The sequence below is a fragment of the Roseburia sp. 831b genome (assembly GCF_001940165.2).
Lineage (GTDB): Bacteria > Bacillota > Clostridia > Lachnospirales > Lachnospiraceae > Roseburia.
On record NZ_CP135162.1, the window covers coordinates 1,436,322 to 1,449,463 of the forward strand.

General features: G+C 39.9%; 10 protein-coding genes and 2 pseudogenes. All 12 read right to left on the bottom strand.

The annotated features are described in order from the left end of the window. Positions 1 to 8: 8 nt before the first annotated feature. Positions 9 to 191 (bottom strand): DpnD/PcfM family protein, encoded by a 183-nt coding sequence (locus BIV16_RS06640; protein WP_075678578.1) that lies wholly within the window; start codon positions 189 to 191, stop codon positions 9 to 11. Position 192: 1 nt separating this feature from the next. Continuing rightward, positions 193 to 1,104 carry a hypothetical protein gene (locus BIV16_RS06645; RefSeq protein ID WP_075678577.1) on the bottom strand — a complete coding sequence of 304 codons (912 nt, stop codon included), beginning with the start codon at positions 1,102 to 1,104 and terminating at the stop codon, positions 193 to 195. A gap of 47 nt (positions 1,105 to 1,151) precedes the next feature. Next, entirely contained in the window at positions 1,152 to 3,026 is a 1,875-nt protein-coding gene (locus BIV16_RS06650; RefSeq protein WP_075678976.1) for a C40 family peptidase, read from the bottom strand. A gap of 167 nt (positions 3,027 to 3,193) precedes the next feature. Next, a complete protein-coding gene (locus BIV16_RS06655; protein WP_075678576.1) occupies positions 3,194 to 3,862 on the bottom strand; it encodes an endonuclease/exonuclease/phosphatase family protein in 669 nt (222 codons plus the stop codon). Positions 3,863 to 3,914: 52 nt separating this feature from the next. Then, the gene (locus tag BIV16_RS06660) at positions 3,915 to 5,321 is read right to left on the bottom strand and encodes an RNA-binding domain-containing protein (RefSeq protein WP_075678575.1); all 1,407 of its coding nucleotides are present in this window, start codon (positions 5,319 to 5,321) and stop codon (positions 3,915 to 3,917) included. Positions 5,322 to 5,594: 273 nt separating this feature from the next. After that, positions 5,595 to 6,539, bottom strand: a pseudogene (locus tag BIV16_RS06665) (VirB4-like conjugal transfer ATPase, CD1110 family); the annotation flags it as partial. A gap of 95 nt (positions 6,540 to 6,634) precedes the next feature. After that, entirely contained in the window at positions 6,635 to 8,458 is a 1,824-nt protein-coding gene (gene ltrA, locus BIV16_RS06670) for a group II intron reverse transcriptase/maturase (protein WP_075678574.1), read from the bottom strand. A gap of 746 nt (positions 8,459 to 9,204) precedes the next feature. Beyond that, positions 9,205 to 10,635, bottom strand: a pseudogene (locus BIV16_RS06675) (VirB4-like conjugal transfer ATPase, CD1110 family); the annotation flags it as partial. A 116-nt stretch (positions 10,636 to 10,751) separates the two neighbouring features. Further along, positions 10,752 to 11,261: a PrgI family protein gene (locus BIV16_RS06680; protein ID WP_075678573.1), complete on the bottom strand. Its 510-nt coding sequence runs from the start codon at positions 11,259 to 11,261 to the stop codon at positions 10,752 to 10,754. A gap of 5 nt (positions 11,262 to 11,266) precedes the next feature. Further along, the gene (locus BIV16_RS06685; protein ID WP_075678572.1) at positions 11,267 to 11,668 is read right to left on the bottom strand and encodes a DUF4313 domain-containing protein; all 402 of its coding nucleotides are present in this window, start codon (positions 11,666 to 11,668) and stop codon (positions 11,267 to 11,269) included. Between the two features lie 13 nt (positions 11,669 to 11,681). Beyond that, positions 11,682 to 12,524: a hypothetical protein gene (locus tag BIV16_RS06690; protein WP_075678571.1), complete on the bottom strand. Its 843-nt coding sequence runs from the start codon at positions 12,522 to 12,524 to the stop codon at positions 11,682 to 11,684. 57 nt (positions 12,525 to 12,581) lie between these two features. Continuing rightward, positions 12,582 to 12,920, bottom strand: coding sequence for an electron transporter RnfA (locus tag BIV16_RS06695; protein ID WP_083625001.1), 339 nt, complete (start codon positions 12,918 to 12,920; stop codon positions 12,582 to 12,584). Positions 12,921 to 13,142: the final 222 nt, after the last annotated feature.

The window sequence follows — 13,142 nt, forward strand, 5'->3', positions numbered from 1 at the left end:
ATTCCTCCTTATCTGCTCTTTTCCGGCTGCATCTGCTGAAAGTCAACACCCTTCATATCCTCTGCATCCAGAATAATCTTCTGTCCATAGTAAAGCTCCATTGCCTTATCTATGGCTTCGCCAAGAGTTTCCGCCTGAATGGTTTCCACCCTTGACAGTTCTTCCTTAATCTCAATCTGAAACTCCTGCATCCTATCTCCCCCTGCTCTTTTCTGCCGGTACAATTCCATAGAATCCCTTGTCATATTCCCCGTCATTTCGTTTGGCAAGAAATGTATCCTTCTTACCGGTTCCAAACTCCTCATACATGGCATTGGTTGCGGCTTCCCTGACATAATCAGAAAGTGCTTCATTCTTTGCAAGGCTGTGGTAAGTATCAAACTTATCTGTTATGGAAGTACGATACTCCTCAATCGTTTCGATTTTCTTATCCGCGCCATACTCTCTGCGAAGCAATGCAAAGTTTATAGTAGACGGGGTATTTCCAAGATATAACCCATGTCCCCATTCAATGCCTGTCTCGCAAAGGTCCGAATGCTTATCCTCTCCCTGCGGATATCTGCAAAAATGATCTACTCCGATTCCCACTACAAACTGCCCCGAATCCACATCCATAAATAACATGTTTCTGCCGGAATACTTCTCCATCAGACGATAATCCGAACCGTTGAAGTTGTGATAAATCTCTCCCTGCTCCAAATCAGACTCCAGCTTTTCATAATGCGGCCATTTGGCAACAGCCATGCTTCTGTCTGTTGAAATGCCCAGTCTGCAAAGTACATCCAGACATTCCCTGTCGCAAAAGTCCTCTTCAAACACATTTGTCATGCCGTCATTTAACTTCCCGGCAATAAACATCCGAAGTTCATTGGCATCCCTGCAAAATCTCGCATACATGGTTTTGTTTGATGCAAAGTATATCTCACAGAAAGAATTATCCTTTGCACTTGCCTCATTCAGTTCTGTTATGATCTCAGCCACTTCCCAGAAGTTTTCACAGGCATTTGTCACATGCTGCTTCACAAAATTCTCAAAAGTACAGAGAAAGTTTTTCTCTATTCCCTTTTGATTATTGATTACCATAATCATATCTTCAATCTTCATCGCTACCTCCTATAAAACAGGCAGAGCCATAAAACTCTGCCCTCATTCTAATTTGGACTGCATATCAAAACAATATTTCCCGTTCTGACATCCTGATATACCACTCCATAGTTCTCATTCAAAGCTTCGACAACCTTTCCATTACCGACATAAACCGCAACATGTGTGATATTCATATACCTTCCATTCTGTGATGTGCTATAGAATATCAAATCACCAGGTTCCATTATATCGAATGAAGTCGATTTTCCCGCCTCATTTAACCCCTGTGCTTCTGCTGCGGCACTTGTTGCTCCTTCATAACTGATGTTCACACCTGCACTATTCCATGAATAGTATGCAAGTGAGCTACAATCATAATACTCGCCGGAATCTCTTAATGCCTGCGAATAGGGATATCCGACTCTGTGCAATGCATAACTACAGACCGTCCGCTGTGTTGAATCTGTGATGCCTGACAAAATACTGTTTATTTCATCTTCGGTAAGTGCCGACTGCATATTGCCACCACCGCCACCCGGAGAATATCCAAGCATTGCAAGGTTTTCCGGACTCATGAATTCAGCAAGTAATTCCTGCTCATCGCTATTAAATCCATATTCCGTGACCATATCACGCCAGGTCTTTAGAGTTACATTTACACAAAGATAAGTTTTCGTAACCGAAGAGGTCGAACCATCCTCATTTTCAACAGTTTCCGTTTCAGTCTCTGTTGATGTGGTGTAACTGCACATATCATCCACAATATCCTGAAGCCATCCCTTTGATGTGTCATTCATTATTGTTGCCGTGTCACCAACACCATGCTTTACCATATAAACAGCCAGAATATCATAGTAATTATTAGGAGTATCAGTACCCTCATAATTTACATACACAATCTTTCCATCATCATATCCTGTATGAGCATTAGCAAGATCAGAGATTTCCCTGTTGAACTCAGCAACATATGCACTTGCCACTATTGTTACAGTATCGCCATCTTCCAAAGGTGGAAAAAAGATTGCAAATGGAGAATTATAAATTACTCCCACAACCGCAACTACAGGGATTGCCACCACCGATACCAGAAGCACCAGACCTAACAGAAGCGGCAGGACAAGCTTTGCCACATACTTTGCCACAAACATGCCCTTCTGCACAAAGACATCCTTAACAAGCTTTGCAAAACTGTCCGTCTGCTCATCCTGTGCTTTCATCTTATCCAGAAAGAATTTAATCTTTCTGGAACGCACATTGTTCTTCATATCTGCTTCATCCATCTTGTAGGCAACTGTTTCTCCAACTACCTCCCCTGCCGCAAAACCTATCACTGTACCAAGTCCCGGCGAAACGGATGTGCCAGCTGCCGTTGTTGCTGCCGTTGTTGCAGTTTTTGCAACAGCTTTTGAAGTCTCCTTTGCAACCGTCTTCGCAGTATCTTTCGCCACCTTTTTACCGGTTTCCTTCGCAGCCTTTTTTACAGTATTTTTTGCACCTTTCTTGGCAAGCTTCTTACCGGCATCCACCTTCTTAATCTTTAGCTTCTGCCTGTTAATTACCTGTCGCTTAAACAGTTCTGCTCCCCTTGATGCAGTTCCTATTACCGGTCTTGAGGCTTCATACATAATCATGGCTGACTGCTGAAGTTCTTCTCCACCCTCTATCTGGTCTGTAGCAGCCTTGCCTCCAACCATTCCGGCATTGCGAAGAGAATGGTTATTCACCTTGATGGACTGATTTGACTCCTTCACATTCTTGCGAAGCTTTGCAAATCTGCCCTCCTTCGATACCTGATGAACCGTACTCTTTCTATAAGTACCTTCAGCAGTTTTCTTCTTGGTCGGGTCCCGGTCTACCGTGTAGATGTTGCTGCCCTTGATGGAAGCCTGCTTTGGTTTGTGCATATGAATCTTGGCTTTCTGCTTGGTGTGAATGACCATCGGTTTGTCATCGACCTTTTTGATTTTCAAGTGTATCACCTCCCTCTTTGTGAAATAAAATAAGCCGTCAGGGAGTAATATTAACTCCTTAACGGCTATGTAAAATCATTTAATATTTAGTTGTTAAGAGCATCAGTAAAACTGGGAGTTTCACTTGTCTTTTTTATCTATACATTTAGTGAAAATGAAATTAGATTGTGGTCTGACAAGAATGTTTCAGTGATTCCATTAAAAACAATATTATTATCAAATTTTCCTTTTCTAATAAAAATACGATCAATTGCAGTTTGTCCTGGCTTATAGGTAATCATGTCATTTGTTACCACGTCTCTATAATTCAAAGCTGTATTATTGTTTAATTCATTAACCCACTCGTTATCATTAAAATCTCCTAGAAATATATCAATATCATCTTGTTCAGAAAAGAGTTTTTCTACTTTATTTTTAATTGCAATATCTGTATTATGAAAACTTACAATACGTATAGATTTTTCATCTAAATACATATCTATAATTTTATTCTTAAACTCAAAATTGTTATATTCTTCCTTCTTCTTCCATAAACTATTTTCCAAAGTTATTGCTACAACAAGGCTCTTTAATGTTAATCTATCGTAGCTATGAATTTTATATTTATCATTTGGAAACAACTTTTCTAATTCAACAAACTTATTATCTGTAACTTCTTGTAAAAACACCACATCCTCATTTGTTTCAAGCAAAGTATCAATCATTCGTTTTATAGGAGTTTTAAAATCAATGTTTTTCGGATTAAAATAGTTTCCATTACTATACGCTCCACAAAATTTATTTACATTAAAACTTGTAATTCTCATTTATTCGTCATCCTTTTTATTCTATAAAACTGTAAACTTCTTATTCATCTTCCTATTCCGCCACGTCAACATTCAATACTATCAATGACTTTGGAGACTTAATATTTCCTTCTCTGTAGACAACTCCACTTTCGATAAGAGGATTTAGTATTTCACGTAAAAACTGACTTCTACTCTTGTAGTTCGTGACAGCTTGTAGCTCTTTTACATGCTTTGGACCTTCTGCTTGCAATAGTTCCAATACTCTTTTTTTAGTTCCAGATAGCTCATCATATATATTCGTTTCTATTTTTTCGTATAGGCGATCATACAAACGCAAATTCAAAAAACCCGGATAAATTGACACAACCGGTTGCAATTTTTCTTCACATCCACTATAACATTCAATCATTGTCTGAAAACCAGTTCCTCCACGCTCCATCAAATTTGCTACATCCAAACATGCTGCTATAATAGAATTCCTTCTAATAGAAGGGATTGAACCTACTGGATATTGAGCATAATCTTTAGGAAGCAACCAAGACCCCGGCGAAACAATTTCTATTCTGTCACAATATATATCCACATCAATCTGCGTGCCGGAAATAGAATAATCTCTGTGTGCGATTGCATTTACTAATGCTTCTCGAATTGCCTCTTTCGGATATGCACGCACTTCCTCTCGCCCACCGGATTCCGTTTTTTTCCAGCCGGTTTTTGTGTTTCTTTCAATAAAACTTAAAGCATTTCGAAATCCATTCACCAATGATCCCTTATATCTTCCACTATCAAGTACTGTTCCTGTTTTGGTATTGCCTTTCCAAAGACGACAACAAATCAGTGAATCATCACCTTCATAATTATCTGCAAACATAAGAAATCCTGATTTAGCATAACAATCCTTTGAAATAACCTCTTCGTTTTGTAAATCCTTTATAGTCGGCACATTGGAACTCTCTCTATATTCCTTGCATAAAGCGATATATTCACTCCATTTCGATTCCTCATATAAGACCTCGCTGGTTTCATTATCAACACCATATTTTCTTTTAGACAAAGAAATAATGTCTTCCGGAGTAGCTGGTGTTGTATTTCCGTCACCCTTAATATAAACAGTTTCATTAAAATCACCTTCTCTGTATCTTACTACAGAATTTGCCGGATTCACTTTCACTGCCAAAACAAATCGTTCCGCATTCGAATCAACACTTCTCATCATATATTGAACTTTTGTATGAGGAAAAATGTGTCTATCAATGATTTTAGCTATTAGATTTTTTGTGTTATCAATCTCATTCAAATCAATGCCAAAAGCTTCTCCATCATTAGACACACCTACAAACATAATTCCACCTTCACCATTTGCATATCCAACAATAGTTTTTGCCCACTTTACCGGTTTATCCGGATTCAATATTGCCTTGTATTCATAGGTTAAATCTTCTGTTATAACATCTGAAAACAACTCTGAAATCTTCATTTCAGCACCTCCAAACTGCAATTTTATAGCAAGCATAGCATACATTTCGATACATTACAACAACATTGCTAAACATTTTGATAACATTTTGATTTTTTTGCAATGTTCTTATTAAACAACTCATCTGTTTCATTGTATTACTCATGCAATCTTCAAGTTTTACTTTCCCTAATAATTATCAGTTCTTATAAAATCATTATATCATTAATAATCATCAAGGCCGGACCTTCATCCGACCTCTTGATTATCCTACAGAATCGAAAATGTCATCTGTTATCCCTTCGTCATTGCCTCTTTCTTTTTCTGCTCCGCAATCTTCTCATGGATATTCGTGTTATACAGCTTGTAAAGGTCTGTATCCTTGCTGATCTGGTTATCAAACGGAATCACCACGGAACCGCATTTAATCAGTCCCATACCGGATGCGGTGTTGGTTACGAAACGAAGCTGGGCTTCTGATACACCAATAACCTCTGCCATCTTGGAACTGTCCGTATTTGCCTGCTTCAGAAGTGCCACGAACTCAGAGTTGGCAAGCATTGTAGTTGCCGTATAGTTCTGCAAAAGGTCAACAACATTCTGAGTAATACCGGTACAAAGACCACCCTGCTTACGCACCTTCTTCCAAAGCTGCTGCAAATACTTCGCTGAATACTCAGAATTAAGAAGCACATGGAACTCATCAATATAGAGCCATGTTGCCTTGCCCTTCTTTCCATTCTCCACGATTCTCTGCTGGATGGACTCCATCATTACAAGCATTGTGATAGGACTAAGTTCTGCACCTAAGTCCCTGATACCGTAAACCGTAAAACGGTTATCTACATCCACATTGGTCTGGTGGTTGAAGATATTAAGGGAACCTGATACGAAAAGCTCCAAGGAAAGTGCTATATCCTTTGCCTCTTCCTCCGGCTGTGCTAAAAGCAGATCATAGAAGTCACTCATAATTGGAATATACTTCTCTCTGCTTCTTGCAATGTCGATATACAGTTTTCTCACGCATCGGTCAATGATTGACTTCTGACGGGAATTTAAGCTGTCACCGATACACTGCTCACAAAGTCCAAGCATAAACTCACCTTTTTCCCTTACCCAGCCCTTTGTATCGTTTTGGTCAAGATTCCAAACATCCATGGCAAGAGGATTCACATAGTTATCCGTGTAGGTGGACATATTTACCACAGTTCCTCCATAAGTCTGGGCAATGTCAAAGTATTATGTCGATAGGTAAGCCTTTGAAATTATCTCCAACTTTTCCCCCGACTCACACCGTACGTGCGACTTTCACCGCATACGGCGTTCCCTCGTGTTCAAGCAAGTTTACAAGTTCCTTTGACAGGTTTAAGTTTTCTAGCTCGTCTTAGTCGATTCAGCTTCACTTTCTGCTTTTCCGAAAGGTTACTACAGTAATCAGCATTTTTATCTTCAATAAGTGGAATAACAGCTTTGCTAACAATAACGATATTGCTATAATCGTCAGTACCATTTCTTTCTTTTGGTTTTATTCTGATACCGACTGCATTTTCTGGCTCTAATTCATTTCCAGTAATGTAACATTTCCCATACTGTGCCACGAACTTTGAAACCACATTATTTCTAAATTCAATCGTATCATCTTCATTAAGAAACATCTGAAATGCTTTCAGTTTACTGCTTTCCACTGCTCTCTGATTATTATGAATTTTCTTTCTGCCCTTTTCAGTATAATTGCATATCTCCTGTGAAAAATTCATTGGAGATTTATGATGCACTCCTGTAATCGGCAACATATGAATATCCATAATTCTGTAAATCTTTTTACAGTCTCTGATTCCTGTTGTTTTCTTTTTGAAATCACTTGGAGTTTCTCCGAATCTGACTATTTTTGCTTTCTTCCTCAACCTGTTGTTACGGGTTCGTAATAAAGCATAATCAACCTCTGTAAGGTTGTTATAAACATTCGTTGCAATCCGATAATAATTCTGTATCCCAGTGACTGCACTGTTATACTTCTTTACTTCCTCTGCGTTTGTATGATTCTGTATTTCAAGAATCTTTTGTCTCAAATTAGCTTTTGATTTCTTCAAGGCTTTTTCACACATATCTGTTTTTGCAACATAACCATACTTTGATTTTCCCTGTGGCACTGCTTTGATTTTGAATCCAAGAAAATCTGATGAATTCTTTTTCAAATTTGTTACCTTAGACTTCTCTGGACTGATTTCCAATCCCAGCCTGTTATTCAGAAAATCTACTACAGCATGGTAATATCTTTGTGCTTCTGGATATGTTCTGCACATTATTTTAAAGTCATCTGCATAACGCACAATATATCCGTCTTTCAGATTTGTGTATTGTCTGGCATATTGTGCAAAACCTTTGCTATTTCCCTTTCGTGGCATATAAGTTTCCCATTGGTCACTTATCCACCAGTCAAGTTCATTTAACACAATATTAGATAATAACGGAGAAAGTATTCCCCCTTGTGGAGTTCCTTTAGTCGGTATTCCCTCTCCCTCGATTTCACACTTTAAAAGTTTGCTTATAATACACAACAGCCTTTTATCCCTGATTCCAAGATTCCAGATTTGCTTCATTAGTTTTCCATGATTGACATTATCGAAAAATCCTTTAATATCAATATCCACACAATAATAATGTTTGCCTAAATTGATAAGGCTTACCATTCTGCTGACTGCGTGGTGGGTACTTCTGTTTGGTCTGAATCCATAGGAATGATTATGAAATTTCGGCTCGCATATGGGTTCTAGCACCTGCAAAATACATTGTTGAATCAGTCTGTCCCATATAGTCGGTATGCCAAGAGGTCTCTTTTTATCACTGCCAGGCTTTGGAATATATACTCTCCGCACTGGTAATGGATTATAGTCCTCTAATCTGGCTCTCACTTCCTTTATCAGCATTTCATCATTAAGTTTGGAAATATCCTCTATTGTCTTTCCGTCAGTACCTTTGGTTTTACTACCAGTATTACCTTTCAGATTTCTGTATGCTAATCTGATATTCTGCTTTGAACCTATTACCTCCATTAACTTGTAAAAATTATTGTTGTTTCTGCTTTGTTGATACAACTCATCAAATATGCTCTGCATATCAAAATATTCGTTGTATCTCAGCTTGTCTTTCTTCAACATGGTCTGTACCCTCCTTTCAGAGTAATACATCTCTTAGTCTTACACGAACCCATGCTGAACTCTCTACTTGCTCTAGCACACGACTAGTGGCTATCCCTCCACCACTTATTATCATGGTTTCATCGGTACTGTGCCACCACTCTCACTGGCATAAATACAGGTTATAACTATGCTAATCTCACACAGCTTTTCCCTGTAAACACTTCACAGATGGTAAAATCTCCATGTTGCCAGCTTTCCACGTTCCAAATATGCTATCTTTACATATACCCTTAGGTTTCCTCTATAAGCCTGTTACTTTACCAATGCCTGTAACATTGTATGGACTTTCATATGAACGATTTTTACTCATCCACAAGTAACGACACTAATTGTGTCACATGGCCTTTCGACCACATCCCGATATAGACCTGTACATTCGAGGATTCGTCAGTTTTTAGCTGTACTCGTCAGCTTTTATTCCATTCTAACCATAGGTATTTTATAGACCTCCGGCATATCACATACAACTCCCACCTCTGGGAATCTTTCGACAACCTAATGTTTCGGTATGCTTCTGCCGACTTCACCGAGCTTCTGACACTTCATATTTACCTAATCCGTGCCAGTCGGAGTATCAAGGAAGCCCTTCGAGGCGTTACCCTCTCATTTGACTTTTCGCATATTTAGTTCTCCTTATGCTAATTGTTTTTATATAAACGCGACGCATAAGTGGACAACCTTTTCAGTTGCCAACGTGTCGCACCATTCATCGGGTCAATGACAATAATCTCATCATTGCCGGATAAGAATACACTGCCCATCTCCATCTTACAGAAAAAGGACTTACCGGACCCCGGCACACCGAATACGAATCCGTTACCATTGATAAGCTTCTTACGGTTTCCCACATTGATGTTCTTACTGATCTGGTTGATACCATAGTAATTGCCGCCGCTGTCATTCAGTTCCTGCACATTAAAAGGCATAAGTACCGCAAGGGACTGGGTAAGCATGGTCCTCATTGTCTCCACCTGTCTTACTCCTATCGGAAGTGCTGTATTAAGTGCCTCCCTCTGCTTTAAGAAATGAGTATCAATGGTACAGCTGTTACGCTTTCCAATAGTTTCGATTGTCTCACAGATACTCTCCAGTTCTTTCTTACTCTCTGCCATTACAATAATGGTAACAGCCACATAGAATAAGCACTGGTCATTTTCCCTGACATCATCCATAATCGCCTCAATTTCCCTTTTCTCTGTTCTCTTTGCATAAGAGATTTCAGTGGAAAAGTCATTGTTCTTATTACGGACTCTCTGCTGCTTGATGATATCTGATTCAATGCCAAGATATTTCTTCTGTAATGTCTTTGTTGTTAAATCCTTTGGCACAGGCACTACATCAATACTCGTAATGGAATGAACCGGAAGGGATGTGATTTCATTGATGAAACGGTCCGATAAGCTGCTCGGATACTTCTTAATAAACAGTGCCCTGCAAAACTTATTCTCATCCTCAAAGTGATCCGGATAAAACTTAATCATTCCGTTGCACAAATCATTCTTAAAATCTGCTCCCACCTTCTTTGCTTCCTTCAGACTGAAATTGAAGCTGTTTTCATCCCCAAGGTGGTAATAATCATAAAGCACCTTGATTCTCTCATCCCCGGATAAAGCAACAATCTCTGCCCCCAGCTCGATAAATGCCTTATGGATGGTTGCCTCCAGGGTTGCAAACTGTGCCTTTGCCTCCTCAAAATTCTTACGTTCAATCGTGATGGTTAAGTATCTCTCCTGCTCGATACCCTGTCTGCCCTCACGAATCTTCTCCTCGATAATGTCATTATAAATCTTACGGAAATTGTCATAGCCATCATCACAGTAGGCAAGCAGCACCTTTTCCCTCAGATCAATCATGTTCTTATTCTTGTTATTTACCGTAATCTTGAAATTACAGTCCAAAGAATTTAAGAACTTGCAGTATCTCTCAAAGATACCAATCTGCTCATCCTCCGTGGCAGTGGTGTAATTGATATCCTGAAAACGATAGCATTTACTGTACTTGTTCCTTGCTACCTCAAAGATACCATTTTCCGCTACTGCCATGATTTCTATGGTTTCCTGAATGGATTTCGGAGTCTTGTAAAGCGGCTCACTCGCCTTTTTAAGCTCCTTAAATCCGTCTGCAAATAAACCCATATCTATTTACCTTCCTTTCTGCGTTACGCTTTCCTCATGGATTTACGCACCACACCGGGAACAACCCGGCTGGTGCCCGGATTGCTCCCTAAAAGGAAGTCAATCAACTCTTGTTACTATCTTGTTGCCTTAAAGATGGCAATTCCTGCCACCGCTGCAACTACTGCTGCAATCATTCCAAACAGAATGTTTCTCGTCTTTTTCTTCATAGCCTCAAATTCCTCCTTATTCTTAGTCTGGTCAGAAGCTTTTGTATCAGCATCCGCTTTGCCCTTTTTCTTCTTACCCGTACTGTTCATTTCAAACTCATACGCTTTAATTGCCGGCTCCCCTTCCGTTGATACATAGGTCAATGCCTTATTGCCAAACATATAGTGAAACTTCCTTCCCATATACTCATAAAAGCTCATGCCGTTATAGGAATAAAAACCGCCTAGTGCAATGGGTGCCACACAGGGTATTGCCACATAGGCTGCTCCCGTAAGTCCGATATACTTATAAAGCAGAAGAACAAGCCCTCCGCCAACTACCACACTTGCTGCCGAGAACAACAGCTGCTTTGCGGTAAGTCCCATTGCCACCGACTCCTGATAACGGTCAATGTCCTTATTGATTTCAATTACCAATTACCTCACCTCGCCTTCTCCTTTACTTTTTCATCCTTTACTCTGCCAATCAGTGTTTCATATGCCTGCATCCCGTCCGGGCAAAGTTCCCTAAGCTTATCCACATTGAACAGATAAAGTGGATATTCACAAAAGCCGCTTCTTTTTGTCAGTCCCGTAAACTCCCCTAAATCATTGTCCTTGATAAACTCTTCCAGTTCCGGCATGTTATTCATATCCACATAACCACAGTAAGCCGGCACTTTTCCCAGATTCACCGTAATGTCCCCATATGGTTCCGGACCCATTTCCGATACATCGGTAAGTCCGATATAGAGATTCTGGTTATTCAGATAACTGTTTATCTCAAGCTTAACCGGAAACGGCATATGGGTCAGATAGGATTCAAATTCCAGTGTCTTTTCCATCACGATCTCCTTTCTACAATCCTAATGCTTTGCTTGTAAGTGACTGTGCTCCCTTCACACTTCCCACGGTCATTGCTATGGTAAATGTCATTTCACACAGATAAATCAGTGTCTTTGCCCAGTCTGCATAACTTCCCGTAAACGATGGAAGTCCCGCATTGATAAAGGCATTGCACACAATAATGGCAAGTGCCATCGTGACTGCTTCCATTACGACGGATAAAAAGTATTTACAGTAAGTCACTACCGTATGGCTGACCATTCTGTTTCCGCCCATTGTGGAAAATGCAATGGCTCCAAGCGGCACAATAATCAGTATCTTTAAGAACCTGAAATACACCGTGTAAATGATAAAAAAGCCGCAGATAATGACAATAATCGACAACAATGCTGCCAGTATAAGCATTACCAGACTTTCTCCAAAACCAAGATTCTTAATGACATCCGCCTGTGTACTGTCAATGGTAAGCTGTACGGTTGTTCCTGCCGATAGCAGATTAACCAGATTTCCGATTGATGTGAAAAATGCCTTCATAATCGTGACATTGTTTGCCACGAACCACTCTGCAAGACCAAGTCTGATTAACATTCTCAGTATTGCCTCAAATCGCATCTCTTCCTTCACATCCACACTCTCCGAGCAGAAACCTATGACAAAGAACAAAACCACAAGGGAAGAACCAACCGCTACAAAGATTGGTTCAATTCCCTCAATGATTGCCCAGGGTCCGCCACCCTTAAAGCTTACCGGTGACTGCCCAAGCATTGAAAAAACAAGCGATATCTGGTTATTCCAGAAACCAAACACCATCTCAAGCAAAGCAAGGATTTTGTCACCAAGTTTGAATATATCCATACTTGTTACATCTCCTTCCTGTTGTTTTGGGGATTATCCCCTGTTCGTACCTCTATCTTAGAAACCTAAGAAAGTAAGTACAGTGGAAATACCTGCCATCATAACACCTGCCACAATACCCTTAAGGGCAGAGTTCATGGTGGATGAATCCTGCTGCTGGTATGCCTGTGCAAACTCCATGACATTCTTTGCAAGGATAATGACACCCACGGCACCGATTACCGCAATAACCAGTGTCTTAAGGTTTTCCAAAGGCTGTGTTACCGCAGAAGTACCGGTTGATGCCGCAAAGCAGGTGGTTGTCAGCTGGGACATCATCATTCCCACACCGCATAAAGCTGGTACTAATTTCTTCTTCATTCCTCTTAATCCCTTCATCTTGCTACCTCCATTCATATTGTTGTTAGTTGCTACTGCTACGTTTTCTCTCTTCATAATCAAAAATCTCCTTTTTGTTTGTTAGGTGCAGTGAGTAAGCCGGATAAAAAAAGATGAATAACATCTATCCGGCTTAAAACTCCCGAATAGATATCATTCATCCATTCTTATCTGCATTGTGTAATTGTTTCTATATCCAAACGGGATTGCTCCCGGTAATAAAGTTAAATCAGGCTTTTC

What these genes read in the sequence shown, in the direction of transcription:
- BIV16_RS06690 (WP_075678571.1), bottom strand. Translation starts at nt 12,524, where the DNA reads ATGGATATATTCAAACTTGGTGACAAAATCCTTGCTTTGCTTGAGATG.
- BIV16_RS06650 (WP_075678976.1), bottom strand. Translation starts at nt 3,026, where the DNA reads ATGGTCATTCACACCAAGCAGAAAGCCAAGATTCATATGCACAAACCA.
- BIV16_RS06645 (WP_075678577.1), bottom strand. Translation starts at nt 1,104, where the DNA reads ATGAAGATTGAAGATATGATTATGGTAATCAATAATCAAAAGGGAATA.
- BIV16_RS06640 (WP_075678578.1), bottom strand. Translation starts at nt 191, where the DNA reads ATGCAGGAGTTTCAGATTGAGATTAAGGAAGAACTGTCAAGGGTGGAA.
- BIV16_RS06685 (WP_075678572.1), bottom strand. Translation starts at nt 11,668, where the DNA reads ATGGAAAAGACACTGGAATTTGAATCCTATCTGACCCATATGCCGTTT.
- BIV16_RS06655 (WP_075678576.1), bottom strand. Translation starts at nt 3,862, where the DNA reads ATGAGAATTACAAGTTTTAATGTAAATAAATTTTGTGGAGCGTATAGT.
- ltrA (WP_075678574.1), bottom strand. Translation starts at nt 8,458, where the DNA reads ATGTTGAAGAAAGACAAGCTGAGATACAACGAATATTTTGATATGCAG.
- BIV16_RS06695 (WP_083625001.1), bottom strand. Translation starts at nt 12,920, where the DNA reads ATGAATGGAGGTAGCAAGATGAAGGGATTAAGAGGAATGAAGAAGAAA.
- BIV16_RS06660 (WP_075678575.1), bottom strand. Translation starts at nt 5,321, where the DNA reads ATGAAGATTTCAGAGTTGTTTTCAGATGTTATAACAGAAGATTTAACC.